Here is a 15,036-nt window from a genome sequence, read left to right as displayed (position 1 = left end):
CTCCCTATTGGCGGCCGGCGGTGACGCCGCCGTCGACCGGAAGAACCGTGCCGGTAATCCATGAGGCCTGCTCGGAGGCGAGGAACAGGATGGCGTCTGCAACGTCGCGTGGCTGACCGTTGCGGCCGAGCGGATGGAAGGCGTTGAACGTCGGCAGCACTTCCTTGACCTGGTCGTCGGAGAGGAAGGTGTTATAGACCGGCGTCTCGACGACGGCCGGAGCCACGGCGTTAATTCGGATGTTGTACGGTGCTAGTTCGATCGCCAGATTGCGAACCATGGCGTGGACGCCTGCGTTCGCAGCCGAGTATGCGGCCGATGGCGTGGCGCCGATCGCCTGGATTGCCCACATTGAACCCGTCTGCACGATCACACCGCCCTTGTCCTTCATCGCTTTAGCCGCAGCCTGCGCGGTAAAGAACTTGCCCTTCAGGATCGTGTCCAGGTACCAGTCGTAGTCGGCTTCCGTCAGCTCGATGAACGGCTTCGGATTGAAGACGCCCGCATTGTTGACGAGCACGTCCAGCTTACCAAAAGCTGAAACTGCCGCGTCAACGAGAGCCGCGCCGGTCTCCGGCTTGGCGATGTCGCCTGCGGAAACCACGATGTTCCTGCCCGACGGATCGATGTCCTTGGCTGCTGCCTCAAGCTTCGCGAGATCGCGACCATTGATGGCGACCTTCGCACCTTCGGCGACAAACCGTGCCGCTGCTTCCTTGCCGATCCCCGAACCGCCGCCGGTGATGGCCACTACCTTGCCTTCGAAACGCATGTCTATCTCCTTTTGTCTATCTAACGTTAGATAGATGAATCCGATATAGACGTTGCGTTTTCGAATTGCAAGGCCTATCTAACATTAGATAGAGAGGATTGTGAAAATGACCGATACAGTGAGTGCTATTCTTGACGCTGCCGAGGAACGAATCAGGGGCGGGGGCTATAGCGGCTTCAGCTTCCGCGACGTCGCGGCCGACGTCGGCGTCAAGTCGTCCTCCGTCCACTACCACTTCCCCGCCAAGGAGAAGCTCGCCGCAGCCGTCGCGCGGCGATACACCGACCGCTTCGTCGAAGCCGTGGATGCGGAGATTGCGAACGGCTCGGAGGTCGTCGAAGCATGGCGGGACGTGTTCCGCACCGCTCTGAGACGAGACGGTCGCATGTGCCTTTGCGGAGCGCTCGCCGCGACCTCGCACGACCTGTCGGAAGAGATCAGGGTCGAGGTCCGACGTTTCTTCGAGCTGGGCATCGCCAAGCTTCAGGAAGGCGGCCTTGATCGCGGGACCGCTATCCGGGTGCTTTCGGCGCTGGAGGGTGCGATGCTCACGGCGAATATCCTCGGCGACCAGACGGTCTTCGAGAGCGGCAGCGCCGCTCTCGCCTGAGCATTCCCTAGGCCGCGGACAGCGGGCGCGCTGCCCGCCAGACCAGCGGGACGAGCACGAGCGCGCAGGCAGGCAAGACGATCCAGTTGATCGTCTCCCATCCGGAACTGTGAAGCAGCGAGCCGGAGAAGAAGGACGCGCAGGCCACCGTCCCGAAGACGAGAAAGTCGTTTGCGCCCTGGACCTTGCTCCGCTCCGCAGGCGTGTGGCAGTCGCCGACCATCGAAGTTGCTCCGATGAAACCGAAGTTCCAGCCGACCCCAAGCAGGATGAGCGAGACCCAGAAATGCGCAATGTCGAAGCCGGACAGCGCCACTGCCGCTGACGAGCCGATGAGAAGCAGCCCTATGGCGGCAATCCTCTCCTTACCGAACCGTACCATCAGCCGGCCTGTGACAAAGGACGGCCCGTACATGGCGAGGATGTGCCACTGGATGCCGAGCGCAGCCTGATCGATCGAGTGCCCATGTCCAACCATCGCGACGGGCGATGCAGTCATAACGAAAGTCATCAGGCCGTAGGACACGACGCCGGTGGCGATCGCCAGCAGATACCGGGGCGACATGAGGATCTGCATCAGTGGCCGCTCGGCGGCGTCCGCAGTCCCCGTCGACTTCTTCACGGAAGAGCCGCGCAAATTCCAGAGAACCGGAAAGGCCAATGCTGCGAGCAATCCCTGACTAATGAAGCTTCCGGCGAAAGCCGTGCCGGGCACAGCGTCGCGTGTCCAGATGACGAGCTGCGGGCCGATGATGGCGGCGACAAGTCCTCCGACCATGACGCGAGCGATGGCCTTCTGCCCTTCAGCTCCCGAGGCATTGTCGGCCGCGGCGAAGCGGTAGCTCTGGACGTAGGACGAGTAGAAGCCGGCCATGCAGGTCCCGAGGCAGAAGATGACGAAGCTCGAAAGGATGATCCCCATCGCAGCGATCAGGCCGGAGACCATGCCGATCGTCGTTCCGAACAGATAGCCGCTGCGGCGACCGAACCGCCGCATCACGTACGCGGCTGGAAGGGTCCCAAGTGCAAGACCAAGGTTGAGGAGGCTTACGGGGAGGGTGATGAGATCCGGGTCCGGAGAAAGCTGCTGGCCGACAAGGCCGCCGAGCGAGATGACGATCGGTGCGTTCGCTCCACCGAAGGCCTGGGCCACGGTCAGGATCCACGCGTTGCGCTTGCCGGAGTTCGCGCCGTCGGACGCGTTCTGTGCTGTGGTCATTTCTGTTCCAATCTCGTGAGGATGTCCGCCACCGCCTGTTTGCCCGCAACGACTGCGCCCGCCAGGTATCCGGGTTCCGAAGGACTGGTCTCGCTTCCCGCCATGACGAGGCGGCCTTCCCATTCGCCGCTGACCCACCGCGAGCTTACCGGCGTCGGATGATCCCCACCGGTCCGGTCGTCCGCCGTCGCCGTGAAGGGGTCTGCAGCCCAGTCTTTCAGAAGGGTGGCACGAGGGCTCATTGCCGCTTGTCCGAACAACCTTGCGAGCTGCTCGATACAGGCTTGCTTCAGCGCCACCTCGCCGACCGACTTGCGTTGATCGGCGCCGACGCCGAGGAAGCCGAAGAAGGCCGCCCTGCCGGATTTCGTCGTCGAGTCGTGGATCTCGACCATAGGGCCGACCATGCTCTGGGCCGTTCCCGAAAGCCCGTCCTTTCGCCAGAACGGGTCGTCATAGATCGCAAAGAACTTCGCGTGCGGGGCCATCCAGGTCGGTGTCCTGCGCCATCGCGTCGCGGTCGCCGAATCCTGCGCCGGAGAGAAAGCGACAGAGGCACCGAGCAGTCGCGGCGGAAGCGCCGCTACCACATGCTCTGCAAGGAGGACTTCCGTGTGACCGTCCGTCCGACGCAGGGACAGTTCGACGCCGTCGTGCCTGAGGGCCATCGCCGTGACCTGAGTTCCCAGTCGGATACGTTCGTCGGGCAGACGGGCGGCGAGCGCCCGCACCACCGCGCCCGTTCCTCCGGAGACCCGCCTGGACTGCTGGTTCTCGTAAGCGGGAGAGAAACGCTGCGGCCGCTCCCGAGACAAGCGCTCGAAGACGACGTCGCCGGTGCTGTGCTGGATAAACGAATCGAGCCCCAGTTCGGCGACGAGCTCGGCCATGGCAGGCTGCATCTCGGGCCAGAACCACGAAGGGCCGAGATCGAACCCGTCGTCAGAAGGCGTACCGCCATCATCTACGGTCAGGATCCGCCCCCCGAGGCGGCTGCGACCCTCGAGCAGGAGAACGTCGACGCCCGCGGCATGAAGCGCCCGAGCCGTGTAGAGGCCTGCCAGGCCCGCGCCGACGACGGCCACCTTGCATGAATTCATGAACGTGCCTCCTGGACGGGCGCCTCGAACGCGCAGACGTCGTGATGCATCAGGGGGGCAGCCTTGTACCAGACCCGTGCGCCTGCCGGCCCGACCTTCGCATTCAGGGCCTGTCCTGCCGGGAGCCTCAGCCAGCTCCACCGACCGAGTGCATCGCCACCTTCAACAAAGCTGCCGTCGATCACAAGCAGCTCGATCCCGTCTTCATTGGCAAGCTCGACGTCGTCACCCGCCTGCCATTCCTCCAGCACGACGCGTTCTTTCGAACCTTCGAACAGGACGGTCGACGAGGTGACACCTGACCGCAGGTTGGCGGCCCTGCCTTCGCCCGGACGACACACGATGCGCTCGCGGTCGGCCGCCTTGAACTGCCAGAGTTTTACCAGGATGGTGCAGCCGGCATCGCTCTTTGGCGCATGCCCTGTTCCCGGAGGATTGCGGACATATGTCCCGGCAGGGAAATCGCCACTCTCGTCCTGAAACGTGCCTTCAAGCACAAGAAACTCTTCGCCGCCAGGATGCTGGTGATGGGCGAAGCTGCTTTCTGGCGCGTAGCGGACGATGGACGTCGCACGGGCCTTCTCGTCGCCGATCCGGAACAGCATGCGCCGGTCGACGCCCTTCGCCGGACTTGGCACCCAGTCGAGCTTAGCGGCGTGGACGAGTGCGCGCTTGGTGAGGTCTTCGTTGATCAACATGTCAAAGCTCCGATCTGCCGCCGTCGATCACCATCTCGGCCCCGAGCATGTAGCTCGACGCGTCGCTGGCCAGAAAGAGGACGGCGGCTGCGATCTCTTCCGGTCTGCCCATTCTCCCGAGTGGAACCTGCGTGCCGACACGCTCGGCATAGGCGCGGAATTCTTCCTCGGTTTGATCCTTGCCCCGATGGATCGGCGTCTCGATCGATCCGGGGCTGACGGCGTTCACCCTGATGCGTCGGTCGAGCAGTTCGGCCGACATCGTGCGCGCGAATGACCGCACTGCGGCCTTCGAGGCGGACAGGATTGCGCGGCCGGGCGTTCCGACCTGATTGAGCCAGGACGTGTTCAGGATGATCGACGAACCGTCGCGCAGCAGCGGAAGCACCGCCTGCACGGTGAAGAACACGCCCTTCACGTTGGCGTCCATGATCCTGTGATAGGTCGCTTCGTCAGCGGTTGCGAGCGGCGTGCCCATGGCGACGCCGGCATTGGCGAAGACGATGTCGAGCGATCCAAGAGCGTTCTCGATATTCGTCCTCATGGCGGCAAGGTCAGAGAGGGATGTGACGTCCGCCACCACCGGAAGGACGTCGCCACCGATTTCCTGAGCGGCCTTTGCAAGCCTTTCTTCCGAGCGTCCCGCGATAGCGACGCGAGCGCCGTTTTCTATCAGCATCTTCGCGGCGGCCAGGCCGATCCCGCTCGATCCGCCGGTCACAAGCGCCGTCTTTCCTTCAAGAACCATTCGATTTTCCTCATGTTCAGTCGTCCATGAATAGACCCCACCGTTTGCATTCACGAGGAAAAGACGCCATATCGAGAAGAAAGAAAATCTTTGTCGTGATGATCATGAGAAACCTGACGAGACTGAAATCGCTGCAGGCGCTCGAAGCTTCGGCCAGACATGGAAGCTTCGTCGGGGCGTCGGCCGAACTCGACGTGACGCCGCCGGCCGTCGGCCAGCTCGTGCGCTCGCTAGAGGACTGGGTCGGCTATCCGCTGTTCAAGAGAAGCCGTTCCGGGGCCGAACGCCTGACGCCCGTCGACGAGGCGCAGGAGGCACTCGAAGACATCGCGCAAGGACTCGATCTCCTTGAGTCCGGACTTCGCAAGCTGCGCGGCCGCAAGGCAAGGTCGGTCGTCGTGGTGACGGCGTCGCAGGCGCTGGTTGCCAACTGGCTGATGTCGCGCCTGGAAGACTTCTCCTCCAAGTATCCGAATGTCGACGTCAGGCTGGACGTGTCCGACCGGGTCATCGACCTTGCGCAGGGCGAGGCGGACATCGGGATCCGGTGCGGACTCGGAACCTGGAAAGGCGTGAAATCCACCTATCTGATGGGCGAGGAGATCATCGCCGTCTGCCACAACAGGCTGTTGCCGACCGACCGCGAGGTGACGTCCGGCTGGATCGCGGAGCAGACCTTGATCCATGACGGCACCCCGCATCCGGGCGGCGACTTTCCGACCTGGAGCGAGTGGCTGGCCCGCGCTGGCGGCAACCAGGCGCCTGCCGACGGAGGACTGAAGATCAACTCCACCGCGGCGGTGATCAACGGGGCGGTCGCGGCCCGCGGCGTCGCGCTGGTTCGCAAGGCCTTCGTGGTGCAGGAGGTCGAGAGCGGTCGGCTCGTGCATCTGATGCCCGAGGTGCGGTGGCCGGTCAAATGGGCCTATTACGTCGTGGCGTCGTCGAAGGCTCTTAGACGCTACGAAGTGAACGCCTTCCATGCCTGGCTGACCTCCGTCGTCGCCTGATTGTAGCGGTCATCTCGGCAGCGCGAAGGCACAGGGTTTCATGCGCTTAGGACGAAATATACATCGGGTCGAAGGTTCGACTCCCTTCAAGGCAGAGACGATAAGTAGTGTCCCAGACGGCTGCGGACATTTTGCGCATATGCCTGCAATGGCCTGAGCGACGCATCCAACATACTAAGCTGCCTCCCATACCTGATTGAGGATCCGCGCAGCTAATGCTGCTTTGTCTTGAGGCAGAAAACGTCCGTAGTGCTGCTGCACGACGTCGGGCGTGTCCTGAATGGCATAACTGGCCTGCTCATAGGATCCTGTTTGCTTCAGGATGTGAGTGGCAAGCACGTCTCGGACGTTGTGTGGACCATGTGGTAGCAAACCCTTAATGGCACCGCGGCCTGTATAGGGGTTGTAGATGCCGTAGCGCTGGATCGCTAACCGCCAAGCCTCGTAAAACGTCGTCTGATTGTAAGCGGCGTCGATGCTGGTCGTCTTAACTGTCTTGACGAACAGCGTGCCGGGATCGGGCGCGCGTCCCAAGAGCACCTTCCGGTGCCGTTCGATATAGGCGTTGAGATAGGTGTAGAGATCAAGAAGATCCGGCAGCACCAGACGAAACGGCTTCTGCCCGAAAAAGGAGGAGCCCGAGTTCTTGAAAGCGTTGGATGGGATGAAGACTTCCCACCCACGCTCCCGTTCGTTCCAACGCAGTTCGCCTCTCTTCATGTCTTCGAGCCGGCGTTCTGCCGTTGGGAATTGTCCGCGTGGGCAGACCAGCAATTGCCGAAGGTTTTTCTGCCTGAGGCCGAGATGTAAGCCCAGCCTCAGCATAAGGAACGAACGGACCGCCTCAGCGGCCGCTCTCGGGTAGCGGTGCTCGTCGGGCATACGCTTCAAGATCTCCTCGGTGATCTTCCGATATTCAGCGAGCGGGCTTTCCGCTTCCAGCACGCACATGATCGGCTCGAATGGATCGCGGTGCACGCGCATCACCCGCTGGATTTCTTTTGAACGGTTGGCGGCATGGCGGTGGAAGTTTTCGCATGCGCCATGCCAGTCCCGACGAGCAGACTCGATCTCGTCTGTCGTGAGCAGTCCTTCGATCGGCTTCACGTTGTGCAGGAGTTCGGGATGTTGGCGAAGCCAGCCGACTTCAGCGCGAGTAAGGGCCATGGCCACCATCAGCATGTCGTCTTCCCATTTAGTAAAGAAGCCGCGACGGCGCTCGCGCCACTGCAGATACCAATCCCACACGCCCGGGAAGATCAGGAGGCCGAAGGTAAGTCGATTGAGCGGCACGCCTCGGCCTTTGACAACCCCGTTCGGGGATGCCGCAAGTGCCCCAAACATCAGGCCGAGATGTTCGATTTTCTGGCTGGCGGTCTCCTCATTCCAGACGCCATTTCTGCGGAAGCCGATCTCGGTGAGAGTCGACGTTTTGAAGCGGATGAGATCTGCCATCTCCATCGCAAGCCGAGGGGGTGCGTCAACGACACCGGAGAGCAGGTCTGGATCCTCGAAAGCCTTGGTCAAACGCCCTTTTTCGTCCTCATCTCGCAGCCAGCTAGAAGCCGCTAGTCGAGGAGTAAGTGCACTCCCGCCATATGTGATCCCAGGGAACCGGATTGCGTAGCGCTGCTTCGTTGCTGCCGCCTGGAAACGCCTGTAATCCGTCGACCCCGAGATGATGACGCGCCGGACCCATTCCAGGATCTCTGCGCGCTTTGAAAAAGGCAGGCTGCTGAAGTCGTCGGGAAGATGCCAGGCAAGCCGGCGCCGCTCCGCCGGGCTGATGTCTTCCAGATCGTGGCCATATAAGGACCTGGACTGATGTGGCAGTTTGGCTTTGAAATAGCCTCGCTCCAAGCCATATCTGCGCTCGATCCGGCAAAGGATATCAAAGCTTGCCACCGAGCGCGGCACACGCTGGCCCTCAATCCACGACAGCAAGGTCTTCGCATCAAAGGTTTCGTCTATGCGAACGACCGCCCGGTGGAGTTGCCAGTAACTCTCACCAAAGCGGCGCATTTGATAGGCGAGTGCATCGGCGAATGAACTCGGGTCTTCGTTGGCCTCGAACAAGGGTTCTGGTTTGTCAGAAACTGATCTCGGCTTAGGGCCGGGGCGGCCAGGTGAGGGCGAGCTCTCGATCTCTTCGATTTCGTGATGCTGGCTTGTCGGGGAGGGGGTAAACTTTCCCGTGGCACCGGATATCGGCGCAGCTTGCAGTCTTCTGCCTTTCGGAGCATCGTCTTCTACAAGCGGCTCCTTCAGCCAGCGCATGATCGCATCCAGCGCTGGTCGCAGCTGTTTCTTCAACGTTATCGTCAGCGCTTCATCGATCCCACAATCGTGCGCTATCTGCCGCCAATCATAGCGGTTGTTCGCTAGAGCGGGTGTCTTTCGAAATGTGATTAACGCCAGAAGGTAGGCGCGGACGTTGTCAACTACCCGATCCGGCGCGACAGGAACAATGCGGACATCGCAGTAGGTCGAGATCTTTTTCTGGAAATGGCGTTTGGAAAGGTCTTCGTTTGGCATGTGTCATCCCGTATTCTCTCGGGGCCTCAGGCCGAGGGCGTGCGGAATTAGTGGTAGACGGTTAAGAATCCGTAAAGTCTATAAGGACGACCCGACAACCCAAAGAAGTCGTCGGGCGGTCTCGTCAATTTTTCAAGGATTGCGCGGGCTCACTTCAATCCGGTTATGTTGCGGCGAAGCATCCCTGAAAACTTCTTCAACCCGCCTTGATGAAGCGCGTCGACGAACGCCTCAACCGATGGAATCGACTTTCGCAGATTATGCCTCGCACTTTTGACACTGGAGATTAGCGCTTCCGGAAACGCCGCATGGAGATCGGTGAGGAAATCATCTGGCGACTTGCTCGTCACACCATGGGCGAGAAGGTTGCTTGCGGGAAAGTCCTTCAGGTTCCCGGTGACGATGACGGAGGCTTTGCCTGCGATGGCTGCCGCGAGGACGTGTCGATCATCGGGATCCGGTAGCGTGAGTTCGTGAATCAACGGGCGATAGTCAGCCACGACGGCTTCTGGGAGGACCGCGTTCATCCGGTCGCGCGTGGCTCTCAAACGGTCGATGGACAAACCTGGTGTGTTGGCGGCGAGATTGCGCATCCACTCATCATGTATATCGTCGGTCCAGCGCGCCTCGACAAGACCGTCGAAGGCGCACTGGATCAGAATGTTGCGGAGGTGGAAGGGGTAGAGGACGCAGGCATCGTAGACCGCGACGGGCGGATTAGAGGCCATAGGTCTCGATCAGGTCCTCTGTGTCCTCGGCAAGTGCTTCCATTGCCATCTGTCGTTTGTCGAGCTTCGACTTCAACGCGAGCACATCCTTCAGGAGGGCGCGGCGGTGTTTGCCGACGTAGCGGAATGGCAGATCGCCACGGTCCATGCGCAAGACGACGAGCGGACGAGAGATGCCGAGAATGGCTGAAGCGTCACTTGGGCTCACTTCCTGGTCCTCGGCCAGCACTGCAACGCGCTCCCCGCGCAGCATATGCGCCAGAAGGGCTTCGACAGCTGCGGCGGCCGAGGGTGGGATCGGGAGCGTGCGCGCCTTGCCACCTGCATCACGAACGTGGAGTTCCAGCCTGTCACCGGCAACCAGCTTTGGCAACGGCATTGCTGTTTTTCGATCGCGATCTGACAGTCTGGCGAAATGAACAATCTGGCTGGCCATGCGATATCTCCTTAGCAGCCAATATAGCGAGAGAGACCTCTATCTGCAATAACTGAAAGTGTGGGTTGGTGCGATGGCGGTGATGGGGCGGTTCTTCGGAACGCCGGTTCGATTCCGATCAAGAGCAAAATAAAAGCGGCGCGTCTGGTATAAGGTACGGATGTCAGGTTAGCGACGCTATTCTTTACGTCAGCATAGCAATTACACGCTCCCAAGAGCAGTCTCCTTCTATTCCGCCACTCCTCAGAGCGAACATCGCATGTATCGATGGACGGTCAAAATTAGCCCTCGTTCGTTGATGTTAATGGCTTTACAGAGCGCAAATCTCTGTACGCGTGGGACGTCGAAGCTACCCCGCCCCTATATGACCTTAATTGAAGGATTGCCAAACAGACGGGTCGGCCTCATCATCATGCCTTCGGCAGCCATTAAAACGGGCGCTGTCGCTTTGGGCTTTAGTGCCCGTGCCCGCAATCTGAAAGGAGGACCCATGTCTTCCAGCATTCACGCCGTCGATTTCAATTCCGGCAGCAATCGTATTCTCAACCAGATGCTTCATAAGGCCGGATATGTCACGGCGAGGATGAAACCGCTGTCAGGGGCGCTTGCAAGTCAATCACGCGCTGTCTTGCTCCGGTTCATGTCCGGCGTCATTCGCCAGGGAGACACTGATTTTCCGTCGGGACCGGAGTCCATTTCCGCTGCCGGACGACCGTGATTCCATGGCTGAACCTGGCGTGGGGTTACGTTCCCAGCCCTGTTTCCGGAGTCTAGAGTGTGAAACGGCACCCCGAAATTACAACTAAATGCTGAGAGAGGTGGAGAGCAAAAACTAAAAGTTGACAATCGGATATTGATGACCTATATGTCGAACATCGATATTTGCTTGCTTAGCTTTGGTTATCGCGCGTCTGGCACCGTGCCCTGAACGAGCCTTTTCTCTCAAAAATCGCTATCGCATCTGCAACGCCGCGGGCGTTGTGGTTCTCTTATTGCCATGAAAGGGTTCATCATGACCACTGGCACAGTTAAATGGTTCAATTCCACCAAGGGCTTCGGCTTCATCCAGCCTGACAATGGCGGCACCGATGCGTTCGTCCATATCTCGGCCGTCGAGCGCGCCGGAATGCGCGAACTCGTTGAAGGCCAGAAGATCGGCTACGACCTCGAGCGCGACAACAAGTCGGGCAAGATGTCGGCCTGCAACCTGCAGGCTGCCTGATCATCCCGGTATCCGCTCTCCGTTGACCACGGATGTACTGGCACTGTCGAGAGCCATGATACCAGCAGGTCAGGCAAATTGCCTGGCCTTTTTTGTTGCCGCGGCACCTCGCGGCGTTCAATCCGGAAAAACCCATGTCACAGACACACAGCAAATCCCGTCAGAAGGCGGAGATTGCCTTTGCCAATACCCAATCGCAATTCTTCGCCCGCAACAGCGCCGTCGAGGAACTCGATTCTCTCGTTCTGGCCCGCGAGGAAAAGACGCGGCGGCTTCGTGAAGCGCGTCTTGCGAAAGAATTGAAGGACCGAGAGGCGGCGACCGCCTTTCTTCTCGAGAAACGGCGGGCCAAGGCGGTCTGATCTGCCCAGCACTCTCTCCAAGGCAAAGATTGCAAAAAACCAGAAACAATGACCTTGCCGATCGCCGCATCGCGGTCTTGGAAGCAAAGTCCGCTTTTTGGAACGCCTATCACGCGGTAAAGGCCGCCACTGGCCCTGCCAGAATAGAATGGCAGGCGGAGCAGACGAGGGTCCCCGTGCGAGGGAAGAGCGGCGCATTAGGCGCGGACGGATAAAACACGACGAGGCCGCCCGCAAGGCCGAGCGCAATCGGCGCTACGCCAATTGTAAGGCAAGGCGGCTATAGTAAATGGCTTGGTCACGTGCGGTCGCCAATCAGGCTCTTTCAGCAGTTTCTTTCAAACCGTTGCAATCCGCAACCGACAGCGTGGTGCAAACCGCCGCTAAAGATTCGTCACACCGAAAGGGATACCCATGGCAGACAGTACCGGCGACCTTCAGGCACTCAACACGGCATGGCAGATCGCAATCCAGGAAATCCTGCGGATGGTCATCCGCGACATGTATCATGCGGGCGGAGAGGAAGCCTTTCTGGCGAACGTCAAGCGGATCGAAGAGGGCGCCGTCGACAGCATTTATTCCGACCTGCGGCTACGCGGGACGAATGAATGGACGGAAACGCTTGTCAAGGATAATGCAAGTAACTTTGTAACCACGCTGCTGACATCGTTCACATATGATCGAATCTAATGGAAGATGGGGCCGTGCGTGAGCCGCGCCGCTGCTGTTCCGTACAAGCATTTTGATAGGTTGGGCTTTGCGCGCGGCAACTCGCTGGCCAGCGTCTGCTTTCAGAAACTATATGGTGGAGGTTCACGCCACCAATGTCCGAACGGACGCCTATGGCGGCAAGGTGGAAAACCACGCGCATTTGATGCTCGAGGTCACGGCCACGGTGGCGTATGATCTCGACCTCGCGGCATCGTATCTCGGCGATGGCAAGGCAGAGCGGATCGCCTTCGGCCGCCCATTCGTTGCCAATCCGGACATCATCGAACGACTGCAAAGCGGCCGGCCCCGGCCGAGGTCAATCCGGTCACGCTTTATGGCGGTGCAGGTTCTACCGACTGTTCCGGCTTCACCCTGACTACCGGCAGTTGAGCGATCACGGCGTCGTACTTCGGTGCGGCTCCTGTGATAACGATCATCATCAACCTCCGACAATTCCCTAGGCTGCGCGGCCACAGGCCGCGCGCCAGATCGAAAAAAGCTACGGCCACCGTCGCATCAGAGAACAGATGTCCGCACCCATGACCAATAATTTGTGATGGGGTTGATGAAATCAGGGGGGGAGTCCGCGGGCGGGGAAAAATCTTATGAGCTGTGTCTTCATAAGCGTATCTCGACTTGCGGCATCCAAGGAGATGCAATGTTCAATATTTGCACGCAAATCCGCAGGCACTTCTGGTCCGCCGGCTTTCAGGAGCTTATCGCCCATCGCGAGAAGAGCCGCCAGCTCGACACCACATCGGGACGCAGACATAACTGTTGCTCCTGCCGGACCGGGTCGTATTTCTTCAAGGTCGTTGCTGGCGGTATAAAGCGTCAACAGATACCAGATCAGAAAGAAAGCGGACCAAAGCATCATGCTTCCAAGAACATATGCGCGCACAGGTGTTTCCCCGTTATCTGCCGAACTCCGGAAGGCCTTGGATTGCGTACCTCGCGAGTGGTTTGCGAGCTGACACACGGTCCCGCTTCTGCACCCCGAACAGGAACAGCATTTCTCCTTTGAGTTTGGAAGGGTCGGTCATTCCACCCTGAAATAGATCAATTATCTTGCGAGTGGCCTTGTTGAATGCTCGGTCGTCATCCAGGCGCGTATCGATTTCAAAGCCTGCATCTGACAATAGAGACCGCAACATATTCAGATCGTGAGACGAAATCGGGCCGTATTCTTGTGCGGAAGACATCGTGTCCTCCTTTCGTTGGGGCCAAGGGATTTCACCTTGAAGCGGTAACGCCCTTTAAAAAAGCTACCGAAGAAATCAGCCTGCGCGTTTTGAGTTTCATTAGCAAGGGAATTCCAATGCGCCAGAATACAGCCGCCGCCCAATGATGACCAGCGAATGGCTGGCGAACTTCGCTTGATGTTCTTCCAAAACCGTATTCGCTTGCGTCTGGAGCTATTCAGGCGCACTGTAAAGTGTCGGTAGCGATGTCACGGGCACTACTGGTTGAGGGTCGGTTACCCTGGCCCCAACGAGAGGAGGACAATATGTCTTCCCACGCCAGCCTTGCAGCCATCTCCCCAGAGGAGATGGAGATGATCCAGTCAGTTTTGAAGAGAGCAGGCTATAACGCCACGTTGCTGGGCAATGACCAGCGACAATTCAATATGGCCGCGATTCTTGTAACGAGACTGTTTCTTGCGGGAGAAACATCTGCAGATGCTCTCGCGGCACAATTGAAACGCCGTCTTGGAAATGCGGACTCACTCAAACAATCCTATCAATCACGGCCTGTTGTTGAGGCCGTCAGGAGTGTTCCGCGCAACACGATATACGTCCTCAACTTTTTCAGGAAGGCGCGTGATCGATCGATTGAGGGTTGATGAACCGTCCTGGAGGAACGAAGACGGTATTGTAAGGAACCCCGTCGCCAATCCTTCTCGGGGTCCGAAATCCACTTAGTTGAGAATGACAGTTGAGGATAAACGTTGCGGCTCCGTGTGAATTACGTGTCAGGAAAGAGTGAGGGTATGAAAGAAAGAAAGACATACAAAGAAATCACCTTCGCGAACCCGTTCGTACTGGATGGACTGGTAGTTCCTTTGGAAGCTGGAACATACCGTCTGGTTGTCGATGAGCAGCTTATTGAAGGTCTCAGTTTTCCTTCGTATCAACCCGTCGCTACACACCTTGAGATACCCGCTATCTCCGCCCAATTAGTCAAGCGCCAATTTTTGCAGGTGTCCGCGGAGGAAATAGAGGAGGCGCTGCAAAAAGATACCGAATCGCAATGCGGCGAGTCCGACCAGTGATCAAAACGTTTCACCCGTTGGCCGGTGAGTGCGCTAGTCAGTTTGTGCGTAAGCGGTAATACGGCGCTATTTGCACGCTGCTTAGTTTTCTCCAGACAAAATCTATCTCCGGCATAGCGCGGGCGAGCGCAAAATGAGTAAGAAGGATATTCCTGTGTTACATGCCTTCAGAGGCAAAAAACTGATAGTGGTAGAGCGGCGTCCGTCATTGACGGCAGCGTGCCATGCGCAGCTTACAGCCGCCGGAGCCATCGTTGCAGGCCCTGTTTCCTCTGTCGAGCAAGTCTTGAACCTGGTGGAAGCTGGCGATGTCGACGGGGCAATTATTGACGTCAAAGTTGACGTGGAAATGATGTTACGTTTAGCCATGCTTCTGGAATCAATGGCGACGCCGTTCGTTTTCGCATCTTTCATCGAGGTGAACTCGGAAGGCTACGCCTTTAGCGGTGATAGGGAGCATCTCCGCAAGATAGCGGACGCTCTTTTTGGCTCGCCTGGACCGGCGTCAACCCTCCATTAATGTGGCCCCGTTGAATAGATGGCGTGGTTGCCACTCCACCCACGGCACGTTCTGTCAGAGGATGACCGGATTAAATCCGACGGGTGAAAGGAT

General features: G+C 58.9%; 19 protein-coding genes and 2 pseudogenes. 11 read left to right on the top strand and 10 right to left on the bottom strand.

What is annotated here, in order from left to right:
- Positions 1 to 4: 4 nt before the first annotated feature.
- Positions 5 to 772 carry an SDR family NAD(P)-dependent oxidoreductase gene (locus F3H58_RS25175; protein ID WP_149744176.1) on the bottom strand — a complete coding sequence of 256 codons (768 nt, stop codon included), beginning with the start codon at positions 770 to 772 and terminating at the stop codon, positions 5 to 7.
- 106 nt (positions 773 to 878) lie between these two features.
- Between F3H58_RS25175 and F3H58_RS25170 the strand changes: the two genes are divergently transcribed.
- Positions 879 to 1,382: a TetR/AcrR family transcriptional regulator gene (locus tag F3H58_RS25170; protein ID WP_149744175.1), complete on the top strand. Its 504-nt coding sequence runs from the start codon at positions 879 to 881 to the stop codon at positions 1,380 to 1,382.
- Positions 1,383 to 1,389: 7 nt separating this feature from the next.
- Here F3H58_RS25170 and F3H58_RS25165 read toward each other — a convergent pair whose 3' ends face one another.
- From F3H58_RS25165 to F3H58_RS25150, 4 genes are read right to left on the bottom strand one after another with little or no spacing between them, the layout of a single operon-like run.
- Positions 1,390 to 2,601, bottom strand: a complete 1,212-nt coding sequence (locus F3H58_RS25165; protein ID WP_149744174.1) for an MFS transporter — start codon at positions 2,599 to 2,601, stop codon at positions 1,390 to 1,392.
- Positions 2,598 to 3,701 (bottom strand): flavin monoamine oxidase family protein, encoded by a 1,104-nt coding sequence (locus tag F3H58_RS25160; protein ID WP_149744173.1) that lies wholly within the window; start codon positions 3,699 to 3,701, stop codon positions 2,598 to 2,600. Before F3H58_RS25160 ends, F3H58_RS25165 begins: the two co-directional genes overlap by 4 nt.
- Entirely contained in the window at positions 3,698 to 4,399 is a 702-nt protein-coding gene (locus F3H58_RS25155) for a cupin domain-containing protein (protein ID WP_149744172.1), read from the bottom strand. Before F3H58_RS25155 ends, F3H58_RS25160 begins: the two co-directional genes overlap by 4 nt.
- Position 4,400: 1 nt before the next feature.
- The gene (locus F3H58_RS25150; RefSeq protein WP_149744171.1) at positions 4,401 to 5,147 is read right to left on the bottom strand and encodes an SDR family oxidoreductase; all 747 of its coding nucleotides are present in this window, start codon (positions 5,145 to 5,147) and stop codon (positions 4,401 to 4,403) included.
- A 104-nt stretch (positions 5,148 to 5,251) separates the two neighbouring features.
- Here F3H58_RS25150 and F3H58_RS25145 point away from each other — a divergent pair, with 104 nt between their 5' ends.
- Positions 5,252 to 6,157 carry a LysR substrate-binding domain-containing protein gene (locus F3H58_RS25145; RefSeq protein WP_149744170.1) on the top strand — a complete coding sequence of 302 codons (906 nt, stop codon included), beginning with the start codon at positions 5,252 to 5,254 and terminating at the stop codon, positions 6,155 to 6,157.
- A gap of 174 nt (positions 6,158 to 6,331) precedes the next feature.
- Here the strand turns inward: F3H58_RS25145 and F3H58_RS25140 are convergent, their stop codons facing one another.
- From F3H58_RS25140 to F3H58_RS25130, 3 genes are all read right to left on the bottom strand, one after another.
- Complete coding sequence (locus F3H58_RS25140; RefSeq protein WP_080830427.1) at positions 6,332 to 8,692, bottom strand: hypothetical protein; 2,361 nt, start codon at positions 8,690 to 8,692, stop codon at positions 6,332 to 6,334.
- 149 nt (positions 8,693 to 8,841) lie between these two features.
- Positions 8,842 to 9,420: a PIN domain-containing protein gene (locus F3H58_RS25135; RefSeq protein ID WP_149744169.1), complete on the bottom strand. Its 579-nt coding sequence runs from the start codon at positions 9,418 to 9,420 to the stop codon at positions 8,842 to 8,844.
- Positions 9,410 to 9,856, bottom strand: coding sequence for a MerR family transcriptional regulator (locus F3H58_RS25130; protein WP_080830429.1), 447 nt, complete (start codon positions 9,854 to 9,856; stop codon positions 9,410 to 9,412). The genes F3H58_RS25135 and F3H58_RS25130 overlap by 11 nt, the downstream gene beginning before the upstream one ends.
- 259 nt (positions 9,857 to 10,115) lie before the next feature.
- On the opposite strand from F3H58_RS25130, the gene F3H58_RS27625 reads away from it, so the two are divergent.
- The 6 genes and pseudogenes from F3H58_RS27625 to F3H58_RS25100 all read left to right on the top strand — a co-directional run.
- Positions 10,116 to 10,574 (top strand): hypothetical protein, encoded by a 459-nt coding sequence (locus F3H58_RS27625; RefSeq protein WP_286170090.1) that lies wholly within the window; start codon positions 10,116 to 10,118, stop codon positions 10,572 to 10,574.
- A 294-nt stretch (positions 10,575 to 10,868) separates the two neighbouring features.
- On the top strand, positions 10,869 to 11,078 hold the full coding sequence (locus F3H58_RS25120) for a cold-shock protein (RefSeq protein ID WP_059759453.1): 210 nt from the start codon (positions 10,869 to 10,871) through the stop codon (positions 11,076 to 11,078).
- 134 nt (positions 11,079 to 11,212) lie between these two features.
- Positions 11,213 to 11,440 carry a hypothetical protein gene (locus F3H58_RS25115; protein WP_149744168.1) on the top strand — a complete coding sequence of 76 codons (228 nt, stop codon included), beginning with the start codon at positions 11,213 to 11,215 and terminating at the stop codon, positions 11,438 to 11,440.
- A gap of 29 nt (positions 11,441 to 11,469) precedes the next feature.
- Positions 11,470 to 11,726, top strand: a pseudogene (locus tag F3H58_RS27840) (hypothetical protein).
- A 128-nt stretch (positions 11,727 to 11,854) separates the two neighbouring features.
- Positions 11,855 to 12,130, top strand: coding sequence for a hypothetical protein (locus F3H58_RS25105; protein WP_065654519.1), 276 nt, complete (start codon positions 11,855 to 11,857; stop codon positions 12,128 to 12,130).
- A 133-nt stretch (positions 12,131 to 12,263) separates the two neighbouring features.
- Positions 12,264 to 12,541 (top strand): annotated as a pseudogene (locus tag F3H58_RS25100) (hypothetical protein); the annotation flags it as partial.
- A gap of 181 nt (positions 12,542 to 12,722) precedes the next feature.
- Here F3H58_RS25100 and F3H58_RS25095 read toward each other — a convergent pair.
- Positions 12,723 to 13,052, bottom strand: coding sequence for a hypothetical protein (locus F3H58_RS25095; RefSeq protein WP_149744167.1), 330 nt, complete (start codon positions 13,050 to 13,052; stop codon positions 12,723 to 12,725).
- A 13-nt stretch (positions 13,053 to 13,065) separates the two neighbouring features.
- Positions 13,066 to 13,353, bottom strand: coding sequence for a hypothetical protein (locus tag F3H58_RS25090; protein WP_149744166.1), 288 nt, complete (start codon positions 13,351 to 13,353; stop codon positions 13,066 to 13,068).
- A 305-nt stretch (positions 13,354 to 13,658) separates the two neighbouring features.
- Between F3H58_RS25090 and F3H58_RS25085 the strand changes: the two genes are divergently transcribed.
- From F3H58_RS25085 to F3H58_RS25075, 3 genes are all read left to right on the top strand, one after another.
- Positions 13,659 to 13,994, top strand: a complete 336-nt coding sequence (locus tag F3H58_RS25085; protein ID WP_149744165.1) for a hypothetical protein — start codon at positions 13,659 to 13,661, stop codon at positions 13,992 to 13,994.
- Between the two features lie 147 nt (positions 13,995 to 14,141).
- Positions 14,142 to 14,423 (top strand): hypothetical protein, encoded by a 282-nt coding sequence (locus F3H58_RS25080; protein WP_065654515.1) that lies wholly within the window; start codon positions 14,142 to 14,144, stop codon positions 14,421 to 14,423.
- Between the two features lie 133 nt (positions 14,424 to 14,556).
- Positions 14,557 to 14,943 (top strand): response regulator, encoded by a 387-nt coding sequence (locus F3H58_RS25075; protein ID WP_286170085.1) that lies wholly within the window; start codon positions 14,557 to 14,559, stop codon positions 14,941 to 14,943.
- Positions 14,944 to 15,036: the final 93 nt, after the last annotated feature.

Origin of the sequence: Rhizobium sp. NFACC06-2, assembly GCF_900101425.1 — a bacterium.
Taxonomy (GTDB): Bacteria; Pseudomonadota; Alphaproteobacteria; order Rhizobiales; family Rhizobiaceae; genus Agrobacterium; species Agrobacterium leguminum.
The sequence above is the reverse complement of the archived record's forward strand: the minus strand, read 5'-3'. Positions and strand labels throughout refer to the sequence as shown.

What these genes read in the sequence shown, in the direction of transcription:
- F3H58_RS25075 (WP_286170085.1), top strand. Translation starts at nt 14,557, where the DNA reads ATGAGTAAGAAGGATATTCCTGTGTTACATGCCTTCAGAGGCAAAAAA.
- F3H58_RS25120 (WP_059759453.1), top strand. Translation starts at nt 10,869, where the DNA reads ATGACCACTGGCACAGTTAAATGGTTCAATTCCACCAAGGGCTTCGGC.
- F3H58_RS25115 (WP_149744168.1), top strand. Translation starts at nt 11,213, where the DNA reads ATGTCACAGACACACAGCAAATCCCGTCAGAAGGCGGAGATTGCCTTT.
- F3H58_RS25135 (WP_149744169.1), bottom strand. Translation starts at nt 9,420, where the DNA reads ATGGCCTCTAATCCGCCCGTCGCGGTCTACGATGCCTGCGTCCTCTAC.
- F3H58_RS25090 (WP_149744166.1), bottom strand. Translation starts at nt 13,353, where the DNA reads ATGTCTTCCGCACAAGAATACGGCCCGATTTCGTCTCACGATCTGAAT.
- F3H58_RS25140 (WP_080830427.1), bottom strand. Translation starts at nt 8,692, where the DNA reads ATGCCAAACGAAGACCTTTCCAAACGCCATTTCCAGAAAAAGATCTCG.
- F3H58_RS25085 (WP_149744165.1), top strand. Translation starts at nt 13,659, where the DNA reads ATGTCTTCCCACGCCAGCCTTGCAGCCATCTCCCCAGAGGAGATGGAG.
- F3H58_RS25175 (WP_149744176.1), bottom strand. Translation starts at nt 772, where the DNA reads ATGCGTTTCGAAGGCAAGGTAGTGGCCATCACCGGCGGCGGTTCGGGG.
- F3H58_RS25105 (WP_065654519.1), top strand. Translation starts at nt 11,855, where the DNA reads ATGGCAGACAGTACCGGCGACCTTCAGGCACTCAACACGGCATGGCAG.
- F3H58_RS25160 (WP_149744173.1), bottom strand. Translation starts at nt 3,701, where the DNA reads ATGAATTCATGCAAGGTGGCCGTCGTCGGCGCGGGCCTGGCAGGCCTC.
- F3H58_RS27625 (WP_286170090.1), top strand. Translation starts at nt 10,116, where the DNA reads ATGTATCGATGGACGGTCAAAATTAGCCCTCGTTCGTTGATGTTAATG.
- F3H58_RS25145 (WP_149744170.1), top strand. Translation starts at nt 5,252, where the DNA reads ATGAGAAACCTGACGAGACTGAAATCGCTGCAGGCGCTCGAAGCTTCG.
- F3H58_RS25155 (WP_149744172.1), bottom strand. Translation starts at nt 4,399, where the DNA reads ATGTTGATCAACGAAGACCTCACCAAGCGCGCACTCGTCCACGCCGCT.
- F3H58_RS25170 (WP_149744175.1), top strand. Translation starts at nt 879, where the DNA reads ATGACCGATACAGTGAGTGCTATTCTTGACGCTGCCGAGGAACGAATC.
- F3H58_RS25080 (WP_065654515.1), top strand. Translation starts at nt 14,142, where the DNA reads ATGAAAGAAAGAAAGACATACAAAGAAATCACCTTCGCGAACCCGTTC.
- F3H58_RS25150 (WP_149744171.1), bottom strand. Translation starts at nt 5,147, where the DNA reads ATGGTTCTTGAAGGAAAGACGGCGCTTGTGACCGGCGGATCGAGCGGG.
- F3H58_RS25130 (WP_080830429.1), bottom strand. Translation starts at nt 9,856, where the DNA reads ATGGCCAGCCAGATTGTTCATTTCGCCAGACTGTCAGATCGCGATCGA.
- F3H58_RS25165 (WP_149744174.1), bottom strand. Translation starts at nt 2,601, where the DNA reads ATGACCACAGCACAGAACGCGTCCGACGGCGCGAACTCCGGCAAGCGC.